At 54.8% G+C, this 25693-nt stretch carries 27 protein-coding genes, 2 tRNA genes and 6 pseudogenes; 14 read left to right on the top strand and 21 right to left on the bottom strand.

Features of this window, described 5'->3' with window-relative positions; translation table 11 throughout:
* Positions 1–48: 48 nt before the first annotated feature.
* The 3 genes and pseudogenes from JCM13583_RS08420 to JCM13583_RS08410 all read left to right on the top strand — a co-directional run bounded on the left by JCM13583_RS08420 (position 49) and on the right by JCM13583_RS08410 (position 2620).
* A pseudogene (locus JCM13583_RS08420) lies at positions 49–1273 on the top strand (argininosuccinate synthase).
* Positions 1270–1980 carry a hypothetical protein gene (locus JCM13583_RS08415; protein ID WP_075057358.1) on the top strand — a complete coding sequence of 237 codons (711 nt, stop codon included), beginning with the start codon at positions 1270–1272 and terminating at the stop codon, positions 1978–1980. The pseudogene JCM13583_RS08420 and the gene JCM13583_RS08415 overlap by 4 nt, the downstream one beginning before the upstream one ends.
* On the top strand, positions 1967–2620 hold the full coding sequence (locus JCM13583_RS08410; protein ID WP_075057357.1) for a hypothetical protein: 654 nt from the start codon (positions 1967–1969) through the stop codon (positions 2618–2620). The genes JCM13583_RS08415 and JCM13583_RS08410 overlap by 14 nt, the downstream gene beginning before the upstream one ends.
* A 215-nt stretch (positions 2621–2835) precedes the next feature.
* Here the strand turns inward: JCM13583_RS08410 and JCM13583_RS08405 are convergent.
* From JCM13583_RS08405 to JCM13583_RS08390, 6 genes and pseudogenes are all read right to left on the bottom strand, one after another.
* Positions 2836–3328 (bottom strand): annotated as a pseudogene (locus tag JCM13583_RS08405) (CopD family protein).
* Positions 3309–3947 carry a TGS domain-containing protein gene (locus JCM13583_RS12865; protein ID WP_162509659.1) on the bottom strand — a complete coding sequence of 213 codons (639 nt, stop codon included), beginning with the start codon at positions 3945–3947 and terminating at the stop codon, positions 3309–3311. The pseudogene JCM13583_RS08405 and the gene JCM13583_RS12865 overlap by 20 nt, the downstream one beginning before the upstream one ends.
* The gene (locus JCM13583_RS12860) at positions 3893–4324 is read right to left on the bottom strand and encodes a 50S ribosome-binding GTPase (RefSeq protein WP_162509658.1); all 432 of its coding nucleotides are present in this window, start codon (positions 4322–4324) and stop codon (positions 3893–3895) included. The genes JCM13583_RS12865 and JCM13583_RS12860 overlap by 55 nt, the downstream gene beginning before the upstream one ends.
* On the bottom strand, positions 4305–4535 hold the full coding sequence (locus JCM13583_RS12855) for a 50S ribosome-binding GTPase (RefSeq protein WP_162509657.1): 231 nt from the start codon (positions 4533–4535) through the stop codon (positions 4305–4307). Before JCM13583_RS12855 ends, JCM13583_RS12860 begins: the two co-directional genes overlap by 20 nt.
* A 6-nt stretch (positions 4536–4541) precedes the next feature.
* Positions 4542–4985 (bottom strand): UPF0179 family protein, encoded by a 444-nt coding sequence (locus tag JCM13583_RS08395; RefSeq protein WP_075057356.1) that lies wholly within the window; start codon positions 4983–4985, stop codon positions 4542–4544.
* Between the two features lie 12 nt (positions 4986–4997).
* Complete coding sequence (locus JCM13583_RS08390) at positions 4998–6041, bottom strand: NAD(P)-dependent glycerol-1-phosphate dehydrogenase (protein WP_162509656.1); 1044 nt, start codon at positions 6039–6041, stop codon at positions 4998–5000.
* A 114-nt stretch (positions 6042–6155) separates the two neighbouring features.
* Between JCM13583_RS08390 and JCM13583_RS08385 the strand changes: the two genes are divergently transcribed.
* A complete protein-coding gene (locus JCM13583_RS08385; RefSeq protein WP_075057355.1) occupies positions 6156–7481 on the top strand; it encodes a hypothetical protein in 1326 nt (441 codons plus the stop codon).
* Complete coding sequence (locus JCM13583_RS08380; RefSeq protein ID WP_075057354.1) at positions 7448–8116, top strand: 4Fe-4S binding protein; 669 nt, start codon at positions 7448–7450, stop codon at positions 8114–8116. Before JCM13583_RS08385 ends, JCM13583_RS08380 begins: the two co-directional genes overlap by 34 nt.
* Positions 8117–8248: 132 nt before the next feature.
* On the opposite strand, the gene JCM13583_RS12850 is transcribed toward JCM13583_RS08380, so the two are convergent.
* The 3 genes and pseudogenes from JCM13583_RS12850 to JCM13583_RS08370 form a co-directional block, all read right to left on the bottom strand.
* Positions 8249–8437, bottom strand: coding sequence for a hypothetical protein (locus tag JCM13583_RS12850; protein ID WP_162509655.1), 189 nt, complete (start codon positions 8435–8437; stop codon positions 8249–8251).
* Positions 8397–9056, bottom strand: coding sequence for a hypothetical protein (locus JCM13583_RS12845; protein WP_162509654.1), 660 nt, complete (start codon positions 9054–9056; stop codon positions 8397–8399). The genes JCM13583_RS12850 and JCM13583_RS12845 overlap by 41 nt, the downstream gene beginning before the upstream one ends.
* Positions 9057–9102: 46 nt before the next feature.
* Positions 9103–9988, bottom strand: a pseudogene (locus JCM13583_RS08370) (isoaspartyl peptidase/L-asparaginase).
* A gap of 239 nt (positions 9989–10227) precedes the next feature.
* On the opposite strand from JCM13583_RS08370, the gene JCM13583_RS08365 reads away from it, so the two are divergent.
* The 4 genes from JCM13583_RS08365 (at position 10228) to JCM13583_RS08350 (ending at position 13815) form a co-directional block, all read left to right on the top strand.
* A tRNA-Val gene (locus JCM13583_RS08365) sits at positions 10228–10300 on the top strand.
* Positions 10301–12321: 2021 nt separating this feature from the next.
* Positions 12322–12555 carry a hypothetical protein gene (locus JCM13583_RS08360; protein ID WP_162509653.1) on the top strand — a complete coding sequence of 78 codons (234 nt, stop codon included), beginning with the start codon at positions 12322–12324 and terminating at the stop codon, positions 12553–12555.
* 290 nt (positions 12556–12845) lie between these two features.
* On the top strand, positions 12846–13040 hold the full coding sequence (locus JCM13583_RS08355) for a hypothetical protein (RefSeq protein WP_171823535.1): 195 nt from the start codon (positions 12846–12848) through the stop codon (positions 13038–13040).
* Between the two features lie 412 nt (positions 13041–13452).
* A complete protein-coding gene (locus JCM13583_RS08350; protein ID WP_075057350.1) occupies positions 13453–13815 on the top strand; it encodes a hypothetical protein in 363 nt (120 codons plus the stop codon).
* A 500-nt stretch (positions 13816–14315) separates the two neighbouring features.
* Here JCM13583_RS08350 and JCM13583_RS08345 read toward each other — a convergent pair.
* Positions 14316–14396: transfer RNA gene (locus JCM13583_RS08345), tRNA-Ser, on the bottom strand.
* 16 nt (positions 14397–14412) lie between these two features.
* Positions 14413–15020: pseudogene (locus JCM13583_RS08340) on the bottom strand (50S ribosomal protein L15e).
* Positions 15021–15488: 468 nt separating this feature from the next.
* On the opposite strand from JCM13583_RS08340, the gene JCM13583_RS12840 reads away from it, so the two are divergent.
* Positions 15489–15692 (top strand): hypothetical protein, encoded by a 204-nt coding sequence (locus JCM13583_RS12840; protein ID WP_162509652.1) that lies wholly within the window; start codon positions 15489–15491, stop codon positions 15690–15692.
* On the opposite strand, the gene JCM13583_RS08335 is transcribed toward JCM13583_RS12840, so the two are convergent.
* The 4 genes from JCM13583_RS08335 to metG are packed head-to-tail and all read right to left on the bottom strand — an operon-like array spanning position 15634 to position 17248.
* Positions 15634–16146 carry a hypothetical protein gene (locus JCM13583_RS08335; protein ID WP_162509651.1) on the bottom strand — a complete coding sequence of 171 codons (513 nt, stop codon included), beginning with the start codon at positions 16144–16146 and terminating at the stop codon, positions 15634–15636. The genes JCM13583_RS12840 and JCM13583_RS08335 overlap by 59 nt on opposite strands.
* The gene (locus tag JCM13583_RS08330) at positions 16130–16744 is read right to left on the bottom strand and encodes a hypothetical protein (protein ID WP_075057348.1); all 615 of its coding nucleotides are present in this window, start codon (positions 16742–16744) and stop codon (positions 16130–16132) included. The genes JCM13583_RS08335 and JCM13583_RS08330 overlap by 17 nt, the downstream gene beginning before the upstream one ends.
* Positions 16722–16910 carry a hypothetical protein gene (locus tag JCM13583_RS12835; RefSeq protein WP_162509650.1) on the bottom strand — a complete coding sequence of 63 codons (189 nt, stop codon included), beginning with the start codon at positions 16908–16910 and terminating at the stop codon, positions 16722–16724. Before JCM13583_RS12835 ends, JCM13583_RS08330 begins: the two co-directional genes overlap by 23 nt.
* Complete coding sequence (gene metG, locus JCM13583_RS08325; protein ID WP_075057347.1) at positions 16910–17248, bottom strand: methionine--tRNA ligase subunit beta; 339 nt, start codon at positions 17246–17248, stop codon at positions 16910–16912. The genes JCM13583_RS12835 and metG overlap by 1 nt, the downstream gene beginning before the upstream one ends.
* A gap of 69 nt (positions 17249–17317) precedes the next feature.
* Between metG and JCM13583_RS08320 the strand changes: the two genes are divergently transcribed.
* From JCM13583_RS08320 to JCM13583_RS12830, 3 genes are all read left to right on the top strand, one after another.
* A complete protein-coding gene (locus JCM13583_RS08320; RefSeq protein WP_075057346.1) occupies positions 17318–18088 on the top strand; it encodes an oligosaccharide flippase family protein in 771 nt (256 codons plus the stop codon).
* Positions 18089–18181: 93 nt separating this feature from the next.
* Positions 18182–18670 (top strand): polysaccharide biosynthesis C-terminal domain-containing protein, encoded by a 489-nt coding sequence (locus tag JCM13583_RS08315; protein ID WP_075057345.1) that lies wholly within the window; start codon positions 18182–18184, stop codon positions 18668–18670.
* Positions 18612–18824 (top strand): hypothetical protein, encoded by a 213-nt coding sequence (locus JCM13583_RS12830; protein WP_162509649.1) that lies wholly within the window; start codon positions 18612–18614, stop codon positions 18822–18824. Before JCM13583_RS08315 ends, JCM13583_RS12830 begins: the two co-directional genes overlap by 59 nt.
* A gap of 2 nt (positions 18825–18826) precedes the next feature.
* Here JCM13583_RS12830 and JCM13583_RS08310 read toward each other — a convergent pair.
* From JCM13583_RS08310 to JCM13583_RS08290, 6 genes and pseudogenes are all read right to left on the bottom strand, one after another.
* Positions 18827–20040 (bottom strand): annotated as a pseudogene (locus JCM13583_RS08310) (acyl-CoA/acyl-ACP dehydrogenase).
* Between the two features lie 39 nt (positions 20041–20079).
* Positions 20080–21048: a 4-demethylwyosine synthase TYW1 gene (locus JCM13583_RS08305; protein ID WP_171823534.1), complete on the bottom strand. Its 969-nt coding sequence runs from the start codon at positions 21046–21048 to the stop codon at positions 20080–20082.
* Between the two features lie 33 nt (positions 21049–21081).
* Positions 21082–21894 (bottom strand): hypothetical protein, encoded by an 813-nt coding sequence (locus JCM13583_RS08300; RefSeq protein ID WP_075057344.1) that lies wholly within the window; start codon positions 21892–21894, stop codon positions 21082–21084.
* 11 nt (positions 21895–21905) lie between these two features.
* Positions 21906–22049 (bottom strand): hypothetical protein, encoded by a 144-nt coding sequence (locus JCM13583_RS14080; RefSeq protein WP_171823533.1) that lies wholly within the window; start codon positions 22047–22049, stop codon positions 21906–21908.
* A gap of 129 nt (positions 22050–22178) precedes the next feature.
* Positions 22179–23836, bottom strand: a pseudogene (locus tag JCM13583_RS08295) (thermosome subunit).
* 224 nt (positions 23837–24060) lie between these two features.
* Positions 24061–25104 carry an alcohol dehydrogenase catalytic domain-containing protein gene (locus tag JCM13583_RS08290; RefSeq protein ID WP_162509648.1) on the bottom strand — a complete coding sequence of 348 codons (1044 nt, stop codon included), beginning with the start codon at positions 25102–25104 and terminating at the stop codon, positions 24061–24063.
* A 187-nt stretch (positions 25105–25291) separates the two neighbouring features.
* Between JCM13583_RS08290 and JCM13583_RS12825 the strand changes: the two genes are divergently transcribed.
* Positions 25292–25480, top strand: coding sequence for a YunC family protein (locus tag JCM13583_RS12825; RefSeq protein WP_162509647.1), 189 nt, complete (start codon positions 25292–25294; stop codon positions 25478–25480).
* The last annotated feature ends 213 nt before the right edge of the window (positions 25481–25693 follow it).

Here is a 25693-nt window from a genome sequence, read left to right as displayed (position 1 = left end):
TCAATTAGTGTAGTAATTTTTAAGTCGTGACGCAGATTTGACCCCCCCATGGCTCAGAAAGTCCTCCTGCTCTACTCTGGAGGCCTGGACACGTCTGTGATGATAAGGTGGATCAAGGAGAACCTCGGTTATGACGTGGTGACCCTAACGCTCGATGTGGGGCAGGACAGCAACGATCTGGATGCAATAGCGCAGAAGGCCGTGAAGATTGGGGCGGTGGATACGATAACGAAGGACGTGAAGGAAGAGTTCGTCAGGAACTACGCCTTCAAGGACGTCAAGGCCGATGGCCTGTACCAGGGGACATACCCGCTCTCAACAGCGGTGGCCAGGCCGCTCATGGCGTCTGTGGCCGTGGAGGTCGCACATGACACCGGCTGTTCGATAATAGCACACGGGTGCACAGGCAAGGGCAACGACCAGGTGCGCTTCGACCTTGCAATAAGGTCCCTGGACAGCACCTTAAAGGTGATAGCACCGGTCAGGGACTGGAACATGAACCGTGACCAGGAGGCAGAGTATGCCAGGAAACACGGTATACCGGTGAAGAACGGAGGTAAATACTCCACAGACGAAAACCTCTGGGGCCGCTCCGTGGAAGGCTCTGACCTCGAGGACCCGTCTATGCCTGTACCCGAGGATGCCTACCTCTGGGTGACGCCCCCCCTCCAAGGTGGACGGCACATTCGAGACAGTGACGCTTGGCTTCACCTCCGGCATCCCGGTCTCGCTGAACGGCGAACACATGGATCCCGTGCAGCTGGTGAAGAAGCTCAACGGGATTGCTGGATCAAGGGGGGGCGTGGGTGCCATCGACCACCTGGAGGACAGGGTCACGGGGGGGATAAAGAGCCGTGAGTTTTACGAATGCCCTGCGGCTGTAACGGTGCTCACCGCCCACAGGGCCCTTGAGAAACTCGTCCTGACGAGGAAAGAGCTGGAGCTGAAGCACTACATCGACAACATCTGGTCGAACATGGTCTATGAGGGCTTCTGGTTTGACCCACTCATGGCGCACATAAACGCCTTCGAGGAGAGCGTGAACACGCCTGTAAGTGGAAAGGTCACACTCAAGCTGGGCAAGGGTATGTGCATCGTCTCTGGGGGGGTGGAGAGCCAGAACTCTCTGTACAACTACGGCCTCACGACTTACAGTTCAGTGCAGACGTTCGACCAGACCCAGGCGCCCGGCTTCATAAGCATATACGGCCTCCAGTCAGTCCTGGCATCTTCAGTCCGCTCTGTCATGAAGGAAGCCGAGATAACGCAGTGAGTGTGGCCATGAACGCAGGCAGCCCGATCTGGAAGGGTGGGCTTGCCCACACCGATGTGAAGAGTGGCGAAGACTTCACTGTGGGCAGGGATGCAACCTACGACCTGATGCTCTACCGGTACGAGGTTCTCTCCCTGATAGCCTACCACCTTGCCCTGAAGGACACCGGCCTCATCGGTGATGGCCTGAGTGACAGGACAGTGAAGGCACTGAGGCAGGTCTACGGTGAAGAGCCCAGGAGCCTTGGCGGTGCAGAGGACGTGCACACACTGGTTGAGAACATGGTCTCGTCCATCGACGCTGAATGCGGCGCAGTGCTCAGGACTCTCCTCTCCAGGAACGAGCAGGTGCACACCGACCTGAGGCTCTTCTTTGTCGACCACCTGCTCTCGGCCTCACTGGTGGCAGCTGATGCGTGCATCAGGGTCATGGGAACAAGGGGGGGCGAGGACGGTGACATGCCGGGTTACACCCACTACAGGCAGGCTATGCCCGTGAAGTTCAGCACCTACATGGACTACGTCTCCCGCACACTTCTGAGCATTTCCGAGAGATCTCTCGCCCTGGCGGACATGCTCTCTGAGTGCCCACTCGGCTATGGATCTGGCTTCGGCTCACTGTCCCCGGTGGACAGGGGGGGATCACTGGCAGGCATGCTCTGTATGAGGCCAGGGAGTGAAAACCCCCCTCCACATGGCATCTCTTAGGGGGGGCCTGGACGAAATCCAGGTTCTAGACCTGGTTAAGGACGCCTTCATCTCCATGTCCAGGATCGCGCAGGACCTCATAATGTGGAGTTCTGAGGAGATAGGGATACTGAGGCTGCCTGACGACTTCGTGACGGGCAGTTCCCTGATGCCGAACAAGAGGAACCCAGACTTCCTGGAAATGGTGCAGGGCTATGCGTCCATGGTGACCTCCATGGCCTTCGGGGGGGCGTCAGCGGATCTGCTCTCGAAGTCCACGGGCTACCACAGGGACTTCCAGGTTCCGAAGTGGCATGCGATGGAGGCGCTTTTGCTGCTTGAGAGGGCAATACCCCCCCTTTTCGGGGGGGACCTCATCTCCAGGGTGCAGTTCGATCCTCAGAGGGCCAGGGAACTGGTGCTCAACTCAACCCACGCGACGTCCTACGCATCCTCGCTGGTGCTTGGCGGTATGCCCTGGAAGGAGGCCTACAGGTCTGTGGGCTCGATGCTTGCGGGTGGGAAGAGGATACCAGAGTCACCGGCCCCCCCTGCCTTCAGGCCTCTGGATGGACATGAGGTCTCATCCCACAGGGATATGGTCTCAAAGAAGATCGAGGAGAGGAAGAGGCGTCTCTCAGGTCTACTTGGAAATGTCTGATGCTCCTGCAAGTGCTTATGTGCAGGGCTCCCCCCCTGGTTTATGGGGGAATGGCCATATCCGCTGTCCCCCCCTGCCCATGAAGCTCTGCTGTTTGGTAATGCGTAGGGGGACGCACGCAGATTTCCCTCACACGTCTCCGGCGACGTAGACCCCCCCGGCGGGGGGCCTCCAGAATATACGGAATCGTTTGAAAGATGTGTGGCACCCGGATATCAGAAGAACTGCAGCGACGTTGCCAGGAAGATTATCGCCACCATCAGTGCCAGTGAGAAGTAGGACATCACGTGCGTGTAACGCCTGATCCTCTGGACCTCCTGTATCTTGCCCTCCCTGGCCAGCCTCGTTATCTTGCGCCCATGGTATATGTTATTGAAGTAGATGACGAAGATCATTATACCAACGAGTATGACCTTGGCCAGGAGTATCCGGCCCCCCTTCAGTGGCAAGCAGGTCGTAGTTGCCGCCCAGGTACCAGGTGGCGTTGTATATGCCCGTGACCACCAGCGTGGCTATGGTCACATGCGTGAAGTAGGCGAACCTCTTGGCCACCCTGCCCACCATGAGCGTCCTCTCCCTCTCGTCCTGTGTCACCTTGAAGGATGCTGGCCACAGGACAAGCCACATGAAGAATGAGCCGCCTACGAATATGATGGCACAGAATATGTGGATCCAGAGGACGATTATGTCAACAATCAGCACGGCAATGGTTATGCAAACGATCCTTAAACATGTTTTCTATTTCGCCCTGCTCACTATCTTTACCACGTCCCCCATCCCTCAGTTCGTGCTCCTTCCCGAGGGCCCTCTTCGTCCTCCCGTCTATGGCCCTTATGAAGCCATCGCCTATCTCTGTGTGTATCATGTAGGCGAGGTCAAGAGCGGTGGTGCCCTCAGGTACCATGAGTGCGTCAGGCAGAACGTTGCCCTGAGAGTCCGTCCAGTGTGTCTCGTCCTGGACAGGATAGACAACGATCCTCCTGAGCCTTTCCTTCGCGACCGCCCTCAGGATTTCCCCCCCGGCCCTCTTGAGCCTCCCAGACCTGAAGGCGCTCCTTATGGTCTCCAGAGCCTCTGCCTGCCTGCTGTTTGCCCTTCCAGAAACGTCGAAAGAGGTGTCTGTGCTAGATATAATGCCTAGGTTGAATGCCCTGGTCAGGGTGAGCTCGTAGTCGGCACTTATCACATCGCAACCAGGCAGTGCTTCCCTCACTTCCCTGATCTCACCATCGCTCAGCAGGTCCCCCTTGTTCGCGACCCTCACTATGGGCTTCACGGAACGGAATACCTCACCAGCGAACTCATGGAAGTCGTCTGCCCCCCCCATATGGACAGCCTCTGTGGGAAAACGCCCTTAGAGAGGCATGTGGAGATATCAGCCTCGCTGAGGCCAAAGGATGCCAGCTTTGTGTGCAGCGACCTCTCTATCCTCTCTCCGGATGCATCCGCCCTCCTCGAGAACCTCTCCCAGTCCCTGGCCATCCTGTCCGCAAACCAGGTCACTATCTCCCTCTCCACCTCCTCCGCCTGTGCGGCAAGCCTTTCCTTACCTCCCCCCCTCACAGACGTGCCGTCGAAGAGGTTTATGATGGCATCTGAATTCCTTAGGGCGTCCAGGAACTCGTTGCCCATGCCCTTCCCCCCCTGGCTCGCGCCCTCTATGAGGCCGGGCACGTCGACAACCTCAACGGGTACTGCCCTCATCCCGTTCCTGCAGAAACCCTCCCTGGGGGCTGCACTTCCTCCCTATCTCGCCCTCCGGGCACCTCTCCATTATGTACGAGAGGCCAACGTTCGGCTGTACGGTTGTGAATGCGTAGTCGGCAATGTCCACCTTTATGCCAGTGAGTGCCGAGAAAAGAGTGGACTTTCCTGCGTTTGGCCTGCCAGCAATGCCTATCTTGAGCCTAGCCATCAGGCTTCACTGGATGATGGAGATGCTCACTCTCCTCATGTCGTAGCCCTTTGGGCACTCCAGCCTGCCCTCAATGGCCTTTATGGTCGCCTTCGTGCCCTCCCTCTTGTGCACCAGGTTGCATACCTCTATGTTCGGGCACGTTATGTGGTCACAATTCATGGACTTGAGCGTTATTGTGGAGCCCTCCTGCAGTTTCTTACCGAACTGCATGTTCACGTATTCCTGTATCTCCTCGACCTCCACCGTTGCAACCTGGTCCCGGTTGAACACAAAGCAGGGGTTCACCTTGTCCCTCACCTTCGTTATCCTGTAGTTCCTCCCGGGCTCAAGGTTGAAGCAGACGTTCTTTATCTTGCACGAGGCACAGCCCACCAGGGGGGGCGTTACGAAAGTGAACTCCAGCCCTTCCCTGGCCAGGTCAACACCGATGAGCGTTATCTTCGCCATCCCGTCTTTCCCTCATATTATGCCTGTTATCTCAAGCGCCCTCTCGGCGGCACTGTAACTCAGGTCCCTCTCGCCGAGTATTGTGTACCTCTCCGGCCTTATCCTGTGTGCCGTGCTGAGCGCCTTTATCATCGTTATGTCACTGATGTTATAATCCTTTGCCCTTATCGAGAGGCGTATTTTCCTGTAGGTCTCCGCGAGCTCCTCCCACCTGCCGCCGTGCAGGTACATGGATACGACCGAACCTATTGCGCACTGCTCTCCGTGGATGCTGTTCCCGGCACCCAGCATCTCAAGCGAGTGTGCGATCAGGTGCTCGCTCCCGCTGGCTGGCCTCGAAGAAGAAGCAATGGCCATTGCCGTGCCTGAGGCGAGTATCTGCTTCATGACGAGCCACACGCTCTCTTCCACTCCTGGCATTATCAGGTGGGCCTTCTCTATCAGCTCCCTCGCCGCGTACTGTGAAAGTGCAGCCGCGCTGGTGCTGAAGTCCTCACCATGGAGCCTGTTCGCCAGCTTCCAGTCCAGTATGGCGGTCTCGTTCGAGATAACGTCTGCCGCACCCGCAGCAAGGTACCTGTAGGGTGCCTTAACCATTATGGACGTGTCTGCAATGATGGCAACTGGCATCGCTGCCTCCTCTGAGAGGTTACAACCGGACCTCTTGATCGATGCCCTCGGCGATGCTATGCCGTCATGGCTCGGCGACGTCGGTACGCTCACGAAGGGCAGGTCAAGCTCGTATGCAGCCTTCTTTGCGAGGTCTATCTTGGTGCCACCGCCCACTCCTATGACCATGCCAGCGCCGACCTCACGGCAGAACTCCTCCGCCATGTTCAGGTTCTCGGTGTTCGCCTCTCCCGTTATATGTACATGCACATCGAAGCCGGAGGACTCGATCAGTTCAGCCACGGTCCTCCCGGCCATTGAATAGGTAGTGTTCCCAGTGATGACAGCAACCGATCCCGATCTGAGGTTCCTCGAGACGACGCTCCCACATTCTCTATGACGCCGTGCCCGACGAACACGTCCCTGGGAAAGTGCATTGTTCTGAATTTGTCGAACTCCATTCCTGCATTTGATCTTCAGGATAGATATAAAGATTGATGTCCTGGATATATGTGATACTTTTGTGTGATGCTTTATAAATCATGTTTCGATGTGCAGCCAATGCTGCTGGCATCCCTCTATTTCCTGTGGCCAGCTGCCATCGGAATGGTGATCGCGAACTCCATTTCAATCTATCTTGCACGCAGATCCTCAACGATCCTGGGCAGGCTCGTAGACTACCTCATCCTCACCATGATGAACGGGATGCTACTTGGCCCACTCCTCCACTTCATCTTTCCATATTACCTGAACTTCCCAAGGACTGTGGAAGTCTCGGTTTTCCTGATGGCTGCAGAATCCCTGCCGTTCGTCGGAAGGTTCATATCAATGGCCCTGAACGGTACGCAGGGCTCAGGGAGGCCGGTGCTTTACTTAACCGCGTCATTTGTCCTGGTCGATGAGGCCCTGATGAGCATCGACTTCAGCCTTGCCACAGCCAGAGGAGCTGCAGCAGGCTACCTGGACTTTGCACACATCATGGACTACCTCTCATCCTATTGGTTCGTTGTGCCGATGGGGGGGCTTGAGATGGCGCTCTCCTCGGTACTCCTCACCAGGGACTTCAGGAGGGAGCATTCGGTGACATTCATGGTCCAGGCTGTGGCCATGGCGCTTGTGCCAACCGCCTTCAACCAGCCCCTATGGGTACCTGTGTCCATTTACCTCTCCGGTTCAGTGATGACAGCATACTTCATCTATATGTTCGAGCACCTCTACAGGTCAAAGGCGGTTGAAACTGGTTTCTCTGAATACCTCCTATTACTGCTCCTCATATATGGTTTCATGATGGCGGGGGGGATTTTCCTCTGGCAGTACAGTGGAGATGCTGATATCCTCTCAATAAGCATGCTAGCTCTCATGGCTCTTTACCTGTATGGTGCCCTATGGAAAGGTGCGCTGGAGGGCAGGAAGAGGTACTGGACAGTCGATGCCAGGTGGACGCTCCTCTTCATGCTCCTCGTCTTCTTTGCGGAGTTCTTCATGGGCGCAGTCTTCGACGCGCAGTTCTTCGGGGGGGCACGGCAATTCGTCTCTTCGCTCTCCCTCGTAGCCATTCATGGCGGCGTATCCGGAAAGATCGCATCCTCCCTCTACGACGGCTTCATGTTCCTGGCTGAGATTTCTCTGTCCACATGGTTTCTGGTCATGATGGGCATAGAGATGGGTTCCCTTGGATACTTCAAGGCCAGGGAGGCCAGGAACACCGAAAACAAAGTCAGGCTTTACCTCATGATTGCGGCATACGGCATATACTCCGTCCTGCTGCCTGACTTCATCATCCCCAACCCGTCCGCAGTGCCATTCATCGGTTGGTCAATGGGCATCGGTACAGGGGGGGGCCTCTTGCGCCTGTGTTCATATTGCCGATACTGCTCACCTACCTGATAAGCGGCATCCTGTCGCTCCTCTTCGGTGCCAGGCAGCTCTGCTCGGTGTTCTGCACTGCACCCCCCCTCATGTACCAGGGGACGTTCTACAGTGCCATGAAGTCTTTCAACAGTGGCAACAGGGTGGCCAGGTCTCTAACTGTTCACGACAGGAGGGCTAGGCTCCTGTACAGGGCCACCTCGCTCATGGTTTACTCGTCACTGGCCGCCGCAGGTGCCCTCTCTTTACTTGACAGCATACACGTGCTGGACATCCGTGTCTACGGTACAGATCCTGAGTACTTCGTGTACCTCATGCTTTTCGGGGTGGCATGGTACGTTACCTTCCTGACCATGCCCCCCCTCCTGGGCTCGTATGCCTGCATCAACACAGGCTACTGCCACTGGGGGAACTTCAACAGGTTCGTGTCAAGGTTCGGCCTGTTCAGGCTGAAGGTCCTTGACCCATCGCTGTGCGTTAAGTGCAGGGACAAGCCCTGTGCGAAGGCATGCCCGGTCGGTAACCACGCGCAGCCGGGCAGCTTCATTGCCACTGGCCAGTACAGGGATTCGAGGTGTGTTGGCATAGGCGAATGTGTTGAGGCCTGCCCGTATGACAACATTTTCTTCTATGACATAAGGGGGGCTGGATAAAAGAAAGGCTTAGGGGGGGGCACCGCGGGCCACTTCAGAGGACTGAGGGCTGGCCCTTGCCCACAGCCTCTGATACTGTGCTTATCTTTGCCAGGTCGAGGACATTTGTGAAGTAGATGAACATCGAGACTATCATGCCACGGCCAGTGCCGCCCATGAGAGGCCGAAGGGGGGGTGGGAAACCACCACGGGCTCCACTATGCCTATGGCCGACAGGGCGAAAATTGCGAAGAAGAGGCTCATGAACTGCCTCTCTCCACTGGTCAGGGAATTCCTGTTCTTATAGACGAAGCTCAGGAGGAGGTATATGGAGACAACCATCAGCACAGCATAGGCTGCAAGCATTATTGTGACGAACTTCCCTGGGCCCGCGAGGGCGGGGGGGTCTGCTACCTGCATGAGGAACACGGAGAGAGAGAACCTCCTCTGGAAGCCAGGGCTCAGCCTGAAGGCGAGGAAGTAAAGCATCTCCACAAGCATGGGGGGCAAGGAACAGGTAGTATGTTACAGACCTTCCGAAGTAGGCCACGTATAGCAGGCCGCCCCCCCTCGCAGAGACATGTACTCCAGTCAGGGAGAAGAGGAGCAGGGCCATGGAGACCTCGTTCCAGGTTATGAGGCCCGATATCCCTATCACAGACATCGGTGAGGTGTAGCTCTTCTTTGCGTTCACGGCAATCCAGAAAATGTAGACGAGGGCTGCGGTCATGAGTACCATGCCGATTGTAGCTGACAGGACGGTATCGAAGAAGTCCTTCGGGCTCACTATGTAGTAGAAGAAGGCATCAAGCATGCTGCCCATCATGACAAGGATAACGATGGATATCGCGTATGGCCTGAAACCCAACTGGCCCATGTTCTTCCTGGTGTAATCGATTATCCAGACTATCAGTGGTGTCATCACCACCTCTGTGAGCACTATGAGCAATGGGCTGTACATCTGACAGGTGGTAATGTTATGCCGTCTGATAAAAGTTGGGAATGGGTCAGAAATATTCTACAGCATAGGCCATGTTGGTGTTCGAGGCTGCCACAGCCTCATCCTCGCTGACTGCTATAAGGCCGACCGAGACGTTACCAAAGGCTGCGATCTCTTCCCTTACTATGTCCTCCAGCCTCTTGGCACCTATCCTGGAATAGACCCTGTAGCACAGCACTCTCTTCAGTATCTCCTCACCTATGCCTGTGGCCACAACCGCTCCCTTCTCCCCCCCGCAGTATATGCCGGCCCCCCCAGGATCGGGGAATCGCCTATCCTGCCCCCCCTCAGCATTGGGGACGCCCCCCCTCCTGTGGAAACCGCAGCAGCAAACTCCCCCCCGTTCACCCTTGCCACTGCACCCACTGTGTCTGTGGTGCTCAGGAGCTCAGGCATGCTCCTCAGCACTTCCCGCATCACAGAGTACTTCTCATCTTCGCCAGTCTTCTTGCCCTCGAGCGCAGACATCATTGCCCTGTACCTCTCCCTGGCCTTCTCTGTGCTGGGGTCATAGTCCCTATGGCCCATTGCCCTGGCGAACCTCACGGCCCCCCCGTCACCGGAGAGTATGAGGTGCGGTGTCCTCTCCATGACATCCCTGGCCACAAGCACAGGTTCTTGACCCTCTCGATGGCCGCAACGGCACCGAAGCGCCCCCCCGGTATCATTACGGCAGCGTCCATCTGTATGCTGCCGTCAACCCTCATGACTGAACCTGTGCCGGCGTTGAAGTCCTGGTCATCCTCCATCTGCACAACGGCAGAAATCACGCAATCAAGTGCGCTCTTTCCATTAAGCGATCTTTTCGCGTAAGCCTTGAGGCGTTCAGAGAACTGGTTGCTTGAGCCTGCACCCCCCCGTGCAGGACAATTGTGTTGCTCACGGGGGGGCAATACTCACGTTATTTAACTTTATATTGTTTCAGCCAGTCAGTGTAACCAGGATCTATTAGGAGTTTCACTATGTCAGGGCATTGTCCCTCGGCCTTGGGGGGGTACTTCGTAGTTGGAACTCTGCAGTGCGGTGAGCTGTGTGGCTCTGGTGTGGTCACTTAGAGCGCCATTCCATATGTCAGTTGGCCATTCCGAACCGGAAAAACGTTTAATACCGAACAGCAATCCCTTAGATCGCTGGGCTCGTAGTCTAGTTGGTATGATGTCGCCCTGACACGGCGGAGGTCACCGGTTCAAATCCGGTCGGGCCCATTTAATCTATTAATAGAGTAATTCCTACCCTGCCTATCTTTACGCCCTTATGACAACAGAGCCGGGCTTTCAGTGGCAATATTTTTCATTAGAACTTTGATTCCCTTATCTCGAGAGTTTCCTCAGGATCTCCACTGTAATACTGTATTGATGTTAGATAGTTCAGAAAAAGAATGCCGCGCCTTCTCGTTGTAATCATATAAGATTTTTGGTATCTGCTATAGAAATTGTACCGCTTATCCCTTCTAGGGCATTCCTCAGATTTCCTTTGCTTATTTATATCCTTTCAGACATTCATAAGGCATGGAACAGCATGCTCATGATTGTTTTCATATTTAGCCTAGAGATGCACAAAACATTTTAATAACTTAATATTAATAAAACTACAATGGATATTTATTCTAACCAAGTATGGAACGTTAACACTAACCCGATTTCAAAGAATCCAATAAGTACCGGAAGTGCATCTGTGGTTTTAGGCAGTAGCGCCTCTGTGACTGTAAGTGTAGGTTATAATGGGTACGATACGGGAACCGTTTCTGGTGGAAATGCCCTTCCCTATGGTGAATTCGATTGGCAGCACTCGTTTACTATGCCACAAATAGTGAAGCCAGTGTAGAGGGGGGGAGTGTTACTGTTCAATTCTATATGTGGTGGACAGAAGGCTGGAACACTTTCTCGGTGTTTCCGACATTTATATACATTCTTTTCTTTGCGTCTACAGCGTTTCTGATTTCTGCATCGACTTCCAGGCCGTCACTGTCCATATTAATTAATTTCCTCGTGGTTGCCTTTCTCTATTTTTTGTGGATACTATTAGTACACCTTTTGAATGTCGCTTTTATTTATCGAATGTTGGGTATCAAACAAAATTCATCAGCAGCTTTCTTATTAGAAAATGAAGAAAGCTATTTCATCCCAACTCAGGGGGGGTATAACAATTCAATAACACCTCTGGGAAACCCTTCGGTGGTCGGCTTTAATTTGCAGAATTTGCTAGTATATTCATTCAATGGTATGCAGAGTTCGTTATTTCATTCCCTTGAACTGAGCCTTATATTTATGATACCTACATTTTCTACACCGTAATTGTTTTCTTTGTATTGAATTGGCGTATTTCTAATCTTAAGGATAATTATTGAGACAGCGTGTCCTTCCAACACACTCTGACTAACTTAAACATTAACAGCATCTTCCAATAATCTCGTTAAGCAAAATTGTGGCACTGAGTGAGGATCAGAAATATATATTGTTGCATCATGATAATAAGGAAAGTTAAAGAAATAGCCTCACAAGGCAGAATGGTATGTAAATATGATGTGAACCTCGATTCTGATAGGGTAAAAATTGACAGAAATAAAAAGGGGGGGCCCAGCCGCTAAGAGAACGGAATTGACCGACCTTCAGGCTAGCTTGATTGTGGGATGGAGAGACGAACCTGTGGAGTTGAGAAAGGTCGTCATTGAGTCAAACCACGGATAAAGGGAAAAATCAGAAACATAATATTCTATTATAGAAATAAAACCTCATTTTACAAAGCTCAAATATAAATATATATTGTTATACTGGAAGATCCTGATGATAAATCTAGACGGTCATTATACTGTGGCAAAGGTCATGCAAGATCACTGCAGCTCCACACCGGTGGCACATAATATGTACTGTTCACGAGTTCTTACTGCTTAATCTAGGCGAGTTCTTACTGCTTAATCTAGGCCACAAGTGCGTGGAGTAGAAGCAGGTTTTTAGAAGAAAACCTTTGGAATTAGCCCATCCTCTGTGCTTGCAGCTGTTGTGTAGTTTTATTGCGGACTGTGCTACGAAAACTTTAGTACATGTAATGTACACCCCCCCATCTAGTTTCATTTATGTTGACCGTTTACGGTTTTTATTTAAATAAGGGTGGTTGGCCTTATGTGCTTCTTATATTATAGTTTTTGAATTATATTAGTCAACATATATGACTAGCAGATTCTGCAGTATGAGATGCGTATTATTTGGGGGGGGTGAGCAATGTGTTGGTGAATAGGAGAGTTAGCGTGAGACTCTATCGCGGAGATACTTATGAGGGTATACTGAGGAAATCAGAGATGCCGGGCTTCCTGCACCTGGGGGGGCAGAGGGTTGCAGGTGGAGTGGTTGACAGGTACATACATCTCGATGATATAATGTACTTCTGGTATTTAGTTAATGGAAAGAAAAAGATATACGAGGTTCGCGTGGTAAACCGTTTCCGGGGGGGGTTTTTAGCTTAATCCCACCACATCTTTTCGGACTGGCACCTTGAGAGGGGGGGGTGTGCTGTAAATGTCTGAATCCGTTGGTAAGGATATAGGTACAGCCCTGGCTATAATCTTCCTCGTCTCTGCCCTGGTCATCCTGCCGCTGTATGTGTCCTACTATTTCTTCAGGTGGTGCAGGTAAGGACCCTGAAGCCGCCCCCCCTCGTCGTCGTTGCAGGCTCGTTGCAGGCGCTCTATTCGTTTCACCAATAAACCCAAGCAGTTGCGGTGAAAACCTGGATCTCGCACAGCTGGCCTTTTCCATGCTTATGATAGGGGATGCCATGCTCTTCTGTGAATGGGTCGCTGGTCAGATCTACAGGCTGGCAATAGGCAAGAAGGGCAGGAAGAGGCTTAAGAAGATCTACAATACCATGGATTCGTTAGGAATGCTGTGGCGGAACACCACCTGGTCCTGGCTGCAGTGTCGCCTCTCCCGTTCATCCTACTCTCGCTGATAGACTTCAGCTGGATCAGTGGGGGCTGCGGCTGACGATTTTTCAACCTTCTGGTACCTGATCTTGCTCTTCTACCTCTTTTCCGCTGTGGCAATCACCTTCGCATGGATCGAGGAGACTTTCGGGTGAGGCTGGAACAGATCTGGGCAATACTCCATCCCAGTTCATCAGTCCTGACCTCTCCACCTTGCTTACATGGAACAGTGTGCCACTCCGTTCATATGGTATAACGTGTGGAAAGGGCCGGGTACCCTATACCATAGTAGGCGTGCATTGAAAATGGCCTTGGAGACGTGTGGTATGCAAGCGCAGGCCTCTCAGGATCGGTGGTCTGCCCCTATTAGGCGGGAAGATCCACTAACCGTATTATGTGATTCACTCAATTTTATGTATTTAACAGAACTGAGATCTCATGGACTTCAACGAAGCGTGGTACAGGATCCTTGATTTTGCGAGAACGCACAAGAGTGTGAAGACGCTAGTGAGGAAGACCGAAAACGAGATCGTTGGAGTGAGTGAGAGTGAGATAAGGGCAGTTTCGAGCGTCCGGAGGAGGGGGGGGCGTCTATCCAAGGAACGCGTGCTCCGGAAGGAGGAGTTTGAAATTGCCTGGAATATGCTGTTTTCCAAGGGTAGCGTCAGCTCGAGAGACATTTCACCGGTACTCATGGGCAGGAGGCTCATTATACTGGCACTCATGGCCAGGGCACTCGGGCTGGAATGGAAGACAAGGCCGGTGACGGTATTCATTGGCAGCGAAGGCCACCAAGCCTGATCCGTGGCCCGTTGCCTGGTTCACCATATGGGGGGGTATGGGCCAGCCAGCAGCTTTTACTCTTCCCTGCATCTTTGATCTTCATCCAGTATCCTGCGAACTCTCTCTTTGGCTCCATCGTTGCCAGGCTCAGCTGCCCTGCAATGGCCCATCAAGGGGGGGCAGAATGCATCCGCCACAGGATGCTGGGAGGCGCCACTCAACGTACCACACTGTCATGGCAGTTGTCAGATCCTTAAAAGCAAGGAATCCGGACGGAACTGCACCTTTCCTGCCATTATCTGAATGTCCCAGCACTGCAGGCCGACCACCTACACAGGAGGAAAAGCTTCCAGGAGAGGCCTCTGTTCTCGATCTGGCCTGGAGTGTTCACATCGCTTCATGGGGGAAAACATGGGCCTCCTGGCCCTGACGACCGTACAGTACACGAACAGGCTCGATCAGGCATGCCGTCATGGAAACGCCGCCAAAAGGCCAAGGTATCTCTGGGCCGTAACAAGCGCCGCGAGAGGGATTCGAACCCCCGATCCACTAAGGGAACCAGATCTCAAGTCTGCGCCGTACCACTGGGCCATCGCGGCACTTAATAAATGGAGTTTACCTTCTCAGCCTCCCATTTGCCCTTATGGAAGGCCTGCTCTTGGCACTGCCCTTCCTGCCTGTGCGGAGGCCCCCCCTGCCCTTGTAGCCAGCAGACGTGAGGCCCCCTGTATACTCTTCCCTTGTGCTGGGGGGGCTCATTTATCCACCCGAGGTTCTTGTCCGCCATGACGTCCGGGCAGACAGGGTCGACCATTATGACCTCGTAATACTTGTACTTCCCGTCCTCACCAACGTAGTATGAGTTGAGCACCTCGCAGTTCGGGTACTTGTCCGCGGCCCTCTCCTCCGCTATCCACTGGAGGCTCTTCTTGGGCGTGAGCTTGTTGTAGGCCATCCTCCTTGGCCTCCTCCCACCCATGATCTTGGGCCTGTTCAGGCCTCCGCGCCTGACCCTTGACCTTACAACGAATATGCCCCCCCTCTTTGCCTTGTAGCCGAGTGACCTCGCCCTGTCGATCCTTGTCGGGTACTCGAGCCTCACCACCGAGGGGGCCGTTGCGCCACTCTATCATCCTTTCCTTGTGAAGCCTGTATATTTCCGACTTCTTCAGGCTCTTCCAGGCGTCCCTAACGACGGAGTATGTTGAAAGTGTCTCTGCCATCTGAATCAGCCTTTGACCGTTACGTAAGGCGATAACTAAGATACCTATAAATATGTTGCCGGCACCAGGATGCTGCACAGAGAGCACCCTCCATGGCCCACGGTGTGAACCATGTACGAAATCAAGAGGCCCAGGTACCGGCAAGGGCCCGGGCATTCCCCGGCTGCATGGGCCTGCCATGAGTCCAGGGGGTGCGGGAGCACTTCGTTGTGTGCCATTATCGCTTACATTTTCAATCCTGGCAGGAGCATACCTTGCGCACCCCCCACATGCAAAACTGCATTTGGTGGTTATCCACCATTCCAAACATGTCTTTTTAAAGGTGTGGGGCCAACCGTAACCTAAAATTGGCAGACGCTATGACATGCCATTGAAGTCCTCCAGGCTCAGGAAAAGGTACATACTTGTGGAATGCCAGAACAGAGAGGCGTTACTCTCCATGGAGGCCAGGGTGTCACCCCTGGGGGGGTGAGGCGGAAGTACTGGAGGGGGGGCAGGTACGCGATTTACCTGGCCAACCAGTTCAACAAGAACGATGCCATTGACCTCATGAACTCCGTTGATGGTGTCAGGACGCTTCTGACCAGCGGGAGCATAAGGAAGCTCAAGGGCCTCACTGGGAACGGAGGAATGCCTCCTCCTTATCAGAGATATGGAGCCAGGAGGCAATAGCATCCCATAACCTCTTCCTCTTCCTCAGCTCGGAGAGTATCCACAGGCTCGATGAGGCTGCTTCGTTGCCCATGTGGCAGAGCATCCTGAACTTCATCAGGAGGGAGTTCCTGGTGTTCCTGCTCTCCCTCATGTCAGACATCTTCTTCACGTAGGATGGGAACTGGTACTTCACAAAGTGTTCGTTCCTCTTCCCTATGAACTGCGCTGACGAAGCTGCGATCTCCTGTGCGTACATCCTGAACGCGAAGTGCTGCTTCCTGCTTACCCTCCCCCCCAGGAAGACGTCCGCGCGTGAGAGGATGTCGTATGCGGAGGCAAGGTCATCTGGCTCCTTAGCCTCCTCGTGGAGGTTCTCGTCCATCCACATGACCAGGTCCTCCGCCTCCAGGTCGCTCTCATCGATGCTCCTCAGCGCCACGTCCAGGTTGCCGGACTTAAATATGCTCTGCATCACGTCGAACGGGGGTCTTCTTCGTATCCCTCCTCATCACGTCCGCTGTGGACGCTACCATGCCAGCAATGTCGTTTATCATGCCCCCCCTGATGTCCGTGCCGTTCCTGTCCATGATGGCCTGGATCTGGTCCTGCGAGAGCCTTATGCCCTCCTCCTCGCCTATCTGCTGCAGCCTCCTGGTCAGGCGCTGCCTGTAGCTCCTGTAGTCCAGGTCATTCTTCCTCCTGTACGGCTTGAACTCTATCACCATCGAGTTCTCCAGCACCTCCCTGGCAGCGCCCTTCCTCCTGAACTCGTAGAAGTCGTTCATTGTTATGACAATCGGGTTCCTGGAGACCCTCAGTACCCTGGCCAGTTCCGAGAGGCCACCGGCGTCCCCCCCCACCCGATTCCCCTGCCCCCCCTCCCCCCCCTCAAAGAAGTTGTCCGCCTCGTCAATGAGTATGAGCCTCAGGCCCTCAGTGCCTGTGCCCGATATGTCCCTGTACAGGGAGGCCATCAGTGCAACCCTCCTGACACCGTCCCTGTTCCTCTGGTCAGAGGCGTTCATCTCGACAATGGGCCAGCCCATCTCACCGGATATGGCGTAGGCCATGGACGTCTTCCCGACGCCAGGCTCCCCCCCGTAAAGCAGTAGGGCCTTCTTGGTGACCTCGCCCCCCCCTCCAGGCCTGGCACCACTCCCTGACCTGCCTGACTATCGAGTCCGGAGCGATAATCTCCTCCAGGTTCCTGGGCCTGAACCTCTCCGTGCTCAGCATCAGGAAACCCTCAGTCCCTCTCCTATTTCTCTGTCAACCGTGAGCAGGGCAAGCCTGTCTTCCGTCTCAACCGCAAGGAGCATGCCTTGGCTCTCAAGGCCCATGAACTTTGCTGGCTTCAGGTTTGCCAGTATTATTATTGTCTTCCCCCCCACGAGTTCCTCCGGTCTGTAGTAGTCCGCGATGCTTGATATGATCTGCCTCTCCTCGCTTCCAAGGCTTACAACGAGCCTGAGGAGTCTCTTTGATTTCTCGACCTTTTCACAGTGCTTCACAAGCGCTGTCCGTATGTCCAGCTTCTTGAAGTAGTCAATGTCAACAAGTTCCTCAGCGCACATGTGCCAGCTAATCACTAAATTTATTTAACAACTGCGTTACGTCCAGCGTTGTTAAGCTCCCGCTCACCAATGCTGGTACTGCAGAGCGCTGTGAACGGCATACTGGGCTACATAGGGCTGTTCTTTGTAACACGCTTCATAGGCGCCACTGCTTACGGTTACCTCGCGTTTGGCATGGGGTTCGCTGGCACCCTCTTCTTCATGAACGACCTGGGCTTCTCGCAGGCGCACATAAGGAACATATCATCGGGGGGGGCCAGCTTCAGGGAGGCCAACGAGACGTTCCTGGCGATCAAGCTCCTGCTTGGAGGCATCTTCGTCATCGTTGTCATCTCTGCACTGCTCATCTGGACCGACATTCTGCACAAGGGCTTCCAGAACCCTGTTGAGTTCGACGTGATCCTGGCACTCATACCCTACTACTTCTTCCAGAACATGCTAGGCTTCTCCAACGCGTTCTACACGGCACGCCTGCACTCCGCCAGGATGAGCTTCCCCGGGCTGGTGGAGGCCACATTCAGGAACTCCACGTTCATAATCATAGGTGCCCTGGCCCACTTCCATGTCATATCGGTGGGTGAGGCACTGGGTGGTCTCATCCTGTCGATAATATACAGCGTCTCATACACCTTATACTTCACGGTCTCCTACCTTATTGGACGGCCCTGGAACATCGGCAGGCCCAGGCTCACGCTCCTGAGGAGCTACATGGCCTTCGCCCTACCCCTTGCAGTCTCCTCGTCCCTGTCCACGGTGAACGGCAACATTGACAAGGTAATTGTACAGTTCTTCTGGCACGCGGATGCACAGGTGCCTTCTATGCATCGCAGAGGATCGTGACGATCATAACCACGATGTCCTCTTCCCTCTACATATTCTTCCTCCCCCCCCTCTTTGTGAGGATGCTGCTCAAGGGAGGACTTCGACACATCGGTGCAGGAATACGAGAGGATAGTCTCGCTCTTTGCACTGCCAATAGTGGTGGCGTTCATAGTCATGCACCTCTACATAACGAACCTCTTCACTGCAGCATACGACAGTTACTCCGAAATGCTGATGTTCCTCTCTGCCAACGCATACATTGCTGCTGTAACGATGCCATACTCATCTGCCCTCACGGCGGAGAACAAGACATGGGTGGTTGGCAGGATATCGATATATGCGGTAATAGTGAACATAGCCCTGAACCTGCTCCTTGTGCCGCCCTCAATATTCGGCTTCAGGGCAATATCGCTGGGCGCAACTGGCGCATCGGTCAGCCTGCTGAGCGCAACGCTCTTCAGCAGCTTCCTCTACCGCTACAGGGTGTGGAGGGACAAGGGGATCGGGTACGAAGGGGGGGATAACAGTGCAGGCTGTCCCTGTGGCCGCCCAGGCAGCTTTCCTCTACATCTGCTCCAGGGTGCTGCACCCCCCCTATGACATACTCATCCTGGCGCCCGTCCTAGCCGCATCGGTCATAATATACCTGGGCTTTGCCGTGCTCCTGAGGCAGATAACCATAGGCCAGATCTTCATGTTCATAAGGATGGTCAACCCGAAGAGGATAGTCTCGGGCATGAGGGAGGAGAGGTAGAGTCACCTAATGTATTCCCTACCCAGCGTCTCCCTTGCAATTATGGTTTTCATCACCTCCCTGGAGCCCTCCGCGAGGAGGAAGGACCTTATTCCCCTGAGGGCCCACTCCTCGGGGGGGCAGTCCTTGGAGTACCCGTAGGCCCCCTGCCACTGCATGGCATCGTTTATGGCCTCGAAGGCCCAGGTGGTTGATATCAGCTTCGCGATCGCAACTTCCCTGCTCACCTGAAACCTGGAGAACTTCCCGTGCCTCTGTTCCTGGTCATAGGTCCAGAGGGCCCTGTACCCCATGGTGAGGGCCGCCTCCATCCTGGCCACGTCGTCGGCCAGCTGGAACTGTAGACCCTGGAACTTCGCGATAGGCGAACCAAAGGCGATCCTGCTCTTCATGTATTCTGCACCGTTGGATATGGACTTCAGTGCAGTTGCCGCGCTTATCACGGCTATCAGTGCCCTGGCGAACTCGAACCCCTCATGGATTATCTTGAACCCCCCCTGGTCAACGCTGCCTATCACGTTCTCCTTTTGCACACGGACGTTTTCGAACGTTATGGCGCCCCCCCATGATGAGCCTCCCTCCCCCCCATCTCCTCCAGGTACCGCACGGACATGCCGTCGCTGTACGGGATGAAGAGCAGGGTCACCCCCCCTCTGGAGCCCTTGTCAGGGCTTGTCTTCGTGACAGTCACGAAGCCACCTCCAATTTCTTTGACGTCCCTCACCAGGCTTATGAAGCTCTTCTCCCCCCCGTTCACCACATACATTCCGTCCTGGAGCGTAGCTGTTGTCCTCATGGAGGCTATGTCGGATCCGAAGTTAGGTTCCGTGGACGCGATGCCGACTATTTTCTTCCCCCTGGCAACATCTGGCAGTATGCTCTCCCTGAGCTCGCTGCTCCCGTACTTGCTCACAAGGTAAGACCATGCGTTGTCCACAAGGAAGAGGACCGGTATGGAGCATGTGGGATCCGCCCTGGCGATCTCCTCCGCTGCTATTCCAGTAGTGACCGCATCTGCCCCCCCCATGCCGCCGTACTCCTGCGGCACGGTCATGCCGAGGAGCCCCCCCATCCTGGCAAGGCCATCGTAGACCTCCTTTGGGATCCTCCTCTCCCTTATCATGTCCCTTATCCTTGGTGCGATGGTCCTTGTGCAGAACTCTCGCACGCTACTCCTGAGTAACTCCTGGTCCTCTGAGAACTCGAAGCTCAGCATACTGGAAGATGGCAAAGGTTTTAAAATAAGGTTGCGGGGTCAGGATACCCTGATCCTGGCCCTCTCCGGGTCCCTGGCCAGCAGGGCAACCCTGCTGTCACTCCTCTCGCCCGCTACCTGGTACCCGGTCCTCTCGGCCAGTGCCCTGGAAAAGTCCATTATGTCGGCATGGGAAGGCATGTTCTCTATGCCGAGCCTGGCAATGGACTGGCCCACGTGCACATAGCCCTTGGGCTCTATGAAGTCTGGCATGCCTATCATGTCGAGCCTTGCGTATTCATCCACATAGGGCATGTTCACTCCCTTGACGAGTGTGTGCCTTATGACTTTTCTCGTGTCGAGGGAGGGCAGGAGCTCAAGCGTCCTCATGAGGTTCTGCCACCCGTTCCCTATGGCAGGGCTCAGGAGCTCCTTGAATATCTTCTCGTTCGGGGGGGCCGCCACTGTGACGTAGAGCTGGGTCGGCAATGGATCGAGCTTCTCAAGCACCATCGGCAGTGTCCCGTTGGTGACAAGGAAGGTGGTCATGCCCCTCCTGTGGGCCAGCTCTATGAACTCACCGAGCCTTGAATATAGCGTCGGCTCCCCCCCTGTGAGCGATATGGCAATGTGCTTCGGCTCCATTGCCTCCTTCCACCTCTCCTCGCTCACCTTGGGGTTGCCCTTGAACCCTGAGAGGAGCTTCTTGTGCTGCCTTATGCTCTCCTCCAGTATGAACTCCGGGTCGTCCTCATAGGATATGTGCATGCTGTCGAACCCCCCCTGGAAGCGCCAGCAGAAGGAGCAGTTCTCTGTGCATGCGTTCAGTGCTGGGGTCATCTGTATGCACCTGTGAGACTGGATGCCGTAGAAGTCCCCCCCCTTATAACAACCTGGCCCGCCGGTGAGCTCGCTCTTAGTCCAGTGGCACACCTTAACCGCGGAGTGGCTTCCCACAAGGCCGTAGTGCTGCTTTTTGTAGATCTCGGTGTAAGCGTTCAGGGCCTCCCTCTTCTTGACTGTGATCATAAACGGTACTCAAATTCGGCAGAATATAAAAATTTAGTGAGGTGCCTGTTGTTCGGGCCCATTCCGGTATGCCTGCTGCCTGGCCATCTCAGGCACCGGAATGGCCTGGCCTATCCTTATGGACCAGGTGCGAAGCTCCATTGAGACGCCTTCCACGATCCTGAAGAAATCCGGCCTGACTATGTCAGGGACGAACGTGCCCAGGTGGAACGACCTGCCGTAAAGCCTCTGGGGCATCGCCATGGCCACTGTCCTGTCCGCAGTGATGCCGTTCACTAGGCGCTCCACAACCGGGTTGCTGAAGGACGCAGCGTAGATCCTCTCTTCCCTCGATATCTCAGAGACCCAGTCCTCGCCACCGCCTATTATGTTTGTGTCGTCATAGAACACTGCCCTGAAGTTATCCTCCAGCAGATATTTCATCTCCCTGGTCCACTTGACACCCAGGGACGTTATCACCGGGTCATGGGAAATGTCTATGTACTCAGGTGGCACCAAGCAGTCCAGCTGGTAATAGGTAAGCGGCATGGCGCTGCATATCTCCTCGAAGGATGAGAGAAAGCCCTCCGTCGTGACCTTCTTCTCCACGGCGAAGTCTGGCATCCTCCCGTAACTGCCGGCAAGTGCGCTCCAGAGGTTTTCCTCATCACTCCTGTGGTACCTGAGGTATACAGTGTAGACGCCTTCCCTGATCACAGCACCGTCAATGACAAGGGATGGCACCTCGTTGATCCTCTGGAATGCCTCTATCAGCGGGGGGGATCCCCCCCTCAGGTCCCTGGCGCTCTTTACCGCCCACCTCGTCTTTAAGGAATCACTGACCTCAAGGCCACCTGTGGCAGGCATGTTGTAGATGCCTATGCCCCCCCATCCCTGGTGAGCCTGAACCTGACGGCCACGTTAATTCCGTGCCTTTCAGAGACTGCAGTGAACTCATCATCGTGATAGAAGGACAGCACAGCCCTCCTGTCCAGCCTCGTCCCTATCTCTGAGGGAATCATAAGAGGGAAGTGAGCATGCCCTTATTTAATTTAACTGCATGGGATGGCGAAAAACAGCTCTGGACGCGCAAGCGAAATGGAAAATATGCAATGGTTTGTGGAAAATATACTCAAGAATAATGGCGGAATTCAGTCTTCGCTGTCCCCGCCAGAGGAGGAGCTGCTCGAGCTGCTGCCAGACGGCGGGTTCGGAGTCTTGGAGGCCTTTGTGGCTATCACGTCGTCTATCCTCAGTATCATGACTGCGGCCTCCGTGGCGGCATCTATGGCCTGCTTCCCAACCCTCACAGGCTCAATGACGCCGGCCTTCTCCATGTCCTCCACCTCGCCAGTGTAGACGTTTATGCCGTACGTCTTGTGTCCCTTGGCGTGCTCGCTCCTTATCTTTATCAGTATGTCTATGGCATCAAGGCCAGCGTTCTCTGCAAGGGCCCTGGGTATCTCCTCGAGCGAGTCAGCGAACTTCTCTATGGCCAGCTGCTGCCTGCCACCAACGCTCTTTGCGTAGTCCCTGAGCTTCATTGCAATCTCTGCAGCGGTGGAACCGCCACCGGTGACGTAGGCGCCATCTTCGAGCGCAGCGGCGACCACGTGGATCGAGTCTGTAATCGACCTCTCAACCTCATCCGTCACGTGTTCGGTGCCGCCCCCCCTGACCAGTATGCTCACCGCCTTGGGGTTCTTGCAGCCCGTCACGAAAGTCAGGTAGTCCTCGCCTATCTTCACCTGCTCCACCAGGTCCGCCGTGCCAAGGTCAGCAGGAGAGAGCTCGTCTATGCTCGATGCGATGGCAGCGCCGGTTGCCTTGGCCAGCTTCTCTATGTCGCTCTTCTTGACCCTCCTGACAGCGTATATGCCCTCCTTTGCCAGGTAGTGCTGGGCCAGGTCATCTATGCCCTTCTGGGTTATGACCACGTTCGCCCCCCCCGTCTGCTTTATCTTCAAGACCATGTCCCTGAGCACGCTCTCCTCCTGTGCCAGGAACCTCTGTATCATGGACGGGTCGTCTATCCTTATGTTCGTGTCGAACTCAGGCTTCTTTATCTCAAGGGCTGCGTTGAGCACAGCGATCTTCGCGTTCTTGACAAAGTTGGGCATGCCGGGTGGACCTTCTCCTTATCCACTATCACGCCGTATATGAGCTGCGTGTCCTCTATCTCGCCACCGTGCTTCTTCACTATCTGTATGTTGTCAAAGTCCACGTGCAGCTTGCCATCTATCTCCTCTGCCACTGCCTTGACCGCCTGGTAGGATATCTCCGAGAGCTTCTCCTTGCTCCCTGAGGCGCTCTTGCTGCTCAGCGAAGTGGCGGCCATCTTCATGAGGAGTTCCTTGTCGTCCGGCTTCACAGGCTTCGATATGCTGTCAATGATCTTCTTCGCCTCCTCGGCTGCCATCCTGTATCCTTCGGATATCACTGTGGGGGGGTGGACATTCTGGTTAATCAGTCCCTCGGCCTGCTGTAGCAGTGCACCCGCTATGACCACCGCTGTGGTGGTGCCGTCGCCCACAAACGAGTCCTGGGTCTTGGAGACCTCAACCATCATCTTGGCCGCTGGGTGCTCAACATCCATCTCCTTCAGTATTGTGACACCATCGTTGGTGATGACGATGTCGCCGAGGGAGTCCACGAGCATCTTGTCCATTCCCCTTGGGCCAAGGCTTGTCCTGACAGACTGTGCGATCGCAATTGCCGCCTCAATGTTGTTCTTAATCGCGTCCTTGCCAGTCTCTCTCTTTGTGCCTTCCTTTAATATGAAGATGGGTTGTCCGCCTATCATGCTGATCGAGGATGTAAAAATAAACTTCTATATAAGTATTTCTAAAACATCCGGGGGGGCACACAGTCAGTCCCGTATAAGTCTTCTGGGCAGGGGGCTCCGTGCTCTGTCAGTGGCATTTCACCGGCACTTCCCACACGCATTCCCAATACGCATGCAATGCAGAGGCCTTCTGCAATGAAAGGGAAGCCCGCTCAGGAAAAATAGTGAATAACGAGGAAAAAAAGGACTCACGGCTTCAGGACAACCCGGCCCTCAACCTTTCCCTCCTTCAGCTCCCTCAGCACGGTGCCGGCCTCGGAGAGCCGCCTCTGCTTCACCATTGACCTGAGGACACCGTCCGCTGCCAGTCCCAGGACTGCCCTGGCGTCCTTCCTGAAGCCGGATGCCACGCTGGTTATGTCCTTCTCCCAGGTGAACGAGGTGAACGGGATCTCTATTCTGTCCATTATTGCAGGTACCACCACGGTGCCACCCGGCTTAACGGATCTGGCCGCTTCCGCCACGGCCCTGCTGTTCGGCGCGAACACTATGGCTGCGTCATAGGGCCCTTCCGGTTTTTCGAGTACCTGCGATGCACCCGCTTCCTGGGCAAGCCTTGCATGCCTGGATGTTATCGCTACTGCCTTCGCACCAGTAGCCTCTATCAGCTGGATTGCATAGTGGCCCAGGCCGCCGACGCCGAAGACCGCCACCCTCTTTCCCGGTTCTGGCCTTACCCTCTTAACCGCAGTGTATGCGGTGATGCCCGCGCAGAACAGGGGGGGTGCGGCCTGCTCGCTTGGCAGTCCCTCGGGAATGGGAGTGACGTAATCGCCGTTGAGGCTCACCAGCTCGGCGTAACCGCCGTGGTGGTTTATTCCCGTCACCGTGGCGCTGGGGGGGCAGAGGTTCTCCCTTCCGCTCACACAGTATTCGCATTTGCCGCAAGCGTCATAGAACCACCCTATGCCGACCCTTGTGCCCTCCTTGACCCTGGGGTTCCTGCTCTCTATAACCTCCCCCCCAACTATCTCATGTCCAGGGATCAACGGGAAAAGTTCCCTCGGCACCGGGACGTCACCCTCGACTATGTGCAGGTCGGTGTGGCAGACGCCGCTGGCCTGAACCCTTACAAGCACCTGCCCATCCTTCAGGGCAGGGTCTTCGAAGTCCCCCCCGTACACTGTTGGGTTCTCCTCTATCTTTCTCTGTTCCCTGATGTAGACTGCTTCATAGTGGTGGCATTCCAGGGCAAGATAAATATGTTTTACTATAATAATGATGCCACACATAGTTGTGCATACATCTGAGCCCGAAAATGCATTCCAGCGGCAAGGGAAAAAGATATCCAGATATGTGTATTCCTCTCCGATGCTCCAGTTTGATAGCGTTGAAATAGAAGGCCACAGGTTCCAGTTCCTGCAGTACGCTGTTGGAAACGCCCCCCGCTGCTGGTCCTGAGGGGCAAAAGGGGGGTACGTGATGTGCGGTTATCTTGACATAGAGACTGCCGATAGGGTCGGTGATGTGGCCGTCAGGGTAACGGGCGTCAGGTCCCTGGGCGATATGCTGTCTGCAACTGTGAGGTCCGTAACCGGGAAGGCCAGGGAGCTCGGGATCAGGGAGGGCCAGAGTGTGAGGGAAATACTGGGGGGGCTAATTGCATGAGGGACAGGTCCAGTGTCTCAATAATATTCAACAGTGGATCGATAGTGTCATAAGGAGGATCGAGAGGCCAGACGATCCATGGTCTGGCCAGATTGCACTCCCGGCGGCTTTGCAAAGCCATGGGGGGGAGAGGCAATGGTGGAAGTGCGGCAGTCAGGGAGACGCGGGGGGAGGAGGTCGGGGGGGATCTTGCTGGGGGGGCCATTGGGGGGG

It is taken from the genome of Thermogymnomonas acidicola JCM 13583 (assembly GCF_001316105.1).
In the GTDB taxonomy this organism is placed as follows: Archaea; Thermoplasmatota; Thermoplasmata; order Thermoplasmatales; family Thermoplasmataceae; genus Thermogymnomonas; species Thermogymnomonas acidicola.
The sequence above is the reverse complement of the archived record's forward strand: the minus strand, read 5'-3'. Positions and strand labels throughout refer to the sequence as shown.

What these genes read in the sequence shown, in the direction of transcription:
- JCM13583_RS08410 (WP_075057357.1), top strand. Translation starts at nt 1,967, where the DNA reads ATGGCATCTCTTAGGGGGGGCCTGGACGAAATCCAGGTTCTAGACCTG.
- JCM13583_RS08290 (WP_162509648.1), bottom strand. Translation starts at nt 25,104, where the DNA reads ATGTGTGGCATCATTATTATAGTAAAACATATTTATCTTGCCCTGGAA.
- JCM13583_RS12835 (WP_162509650.1), bottom strand. Translation starts at nt 16,910, where the DNA reads ATGCTGAGCACGGAGAGGTTCAGGCCCAGGAACCTGGAGGAGATTATC.
- JCM13583_RS08330 (WP_075057348.1), bottom strand. Translation starts at nt 16,744, where the DNA reads ATGGCCTACGCCATATCCGGTGAGATGGGCTGGCCCATTGTCGAGATG.
- JCM13583_RS08300 (WP_075057344.1), bottom strand. Translation starts at nt 21,894, where the DNA reads ATGCCTGCCACAGGTGGCCTTGAGGTCAGTGATTCCTTAAAGACGAGG.
- metG (WP_075057347.1), bottom strand. Translation starts at nt 17,248, where the DNA reads ATGTGCGCTGAGGAACTTGTTGACATTGACTACTTCAAGAAGCTGGAC.
- JCM13583_RS12860 (WP_162509658.1), bottom strand. Translation starts at nt 4,324, where the DNA reads ATGAGGGCAGTACCCGTTGAGGTTGTCGACGTGCCCGGCCTCATAGAG.
- JCM13583_RS08395 (WP_075057356.1), bottom strand. Translation starts at nt 4,985, where the DNA reads ATGGCGAAGATAACGCTCATCGGTGTTGACCTGGCCAGGGAAGGGCTG.
- JCM13583_RS08305 (WP_171823534.1), bottom strand. Translation starts at nt 21,048, where the DNA reads ATGATCACAGTCAAGAAGAGGGAGGCCCTGAACGCTTACACCGAGATC.
- JCM13583_RS12855 (WP_162509657.1), bottom strand. Translation starts at nt 4,535, where the DNA reads ATGGCTAGGCTCAAGATAGGCATTGCTGGCAGGCCAAACGCAGGAAAG.
- JCM13583_RS08320 (WP_075057346.1), top strand. Translation starts at nt 17,318, where the DNA reads ATGCTGGTACTGCAGAGCGCTGTGAACGGCATACTGGGCTACATAGGG.
- JCM13583_RS12865 (WP_162509659.1), bottom strand. Translation starts at nt 3,947, where the DNA reads ATGGGGGGGGCAGACGACTTCCATGAGTTCGCTGGTGAGGTATTCCGT.
- JCM13583_RS08335 (WP_162509651.1), bottom strand. Translation starts at nt 16,146, where the DNA reads ATGCAGAGCATATTTAAGTCCGGCAACCTGGACGTGGCGCTGAGGAGC.
- JCM13583_RS12850 (WP_162509655.1), bottom strand. Translation starts at nt 8,437, where the DNA reads ATGGTTGTCTCCATATACCTCCTCCTGAGCTTCGTCTATAAGAACAGG.
- JCM13583_RS08350 (WP_075057350.1), top strand. Translation starts at nt 13,453, where the DNA reads ATGGACTTCAACGAAGCGTGGTACAGGATCCTTGATTTTGCGAGAACG.
- JCM13583_RS08355 (WP_171823535.1), top strand. Translation starts at nt 12,846, where the DNA reads ATGCTTATGATAGGGGATGCCATGCTCTTCTGTGAATGGGTCGCTGGT.
- JCM13583_RS12845 (WP_162509654.1), bottom strand. Translation starts at nt 9,056, where the DNA reads ATGTACAGCCCATTGCTCATAGTGCTCACAGAGGTGGTGATGACACCA.
- JCM13583_RS14080 (WP_171823533.1), bottom strand. Translation starts at nt 22,049, where the DNA reads ATGATTCCCTCAGAGATAGGGACGAGGCTGGACAGGAGGGCTGTGCTG.
- JCM13583_RS08385 (WP_075057355.1), top strand. Translation starts at nt 6,156, where the DNA reads ATGCTGCTGGCATCCCTCTATTTCCTGTGGCCAGCTGCCATCGGAATG.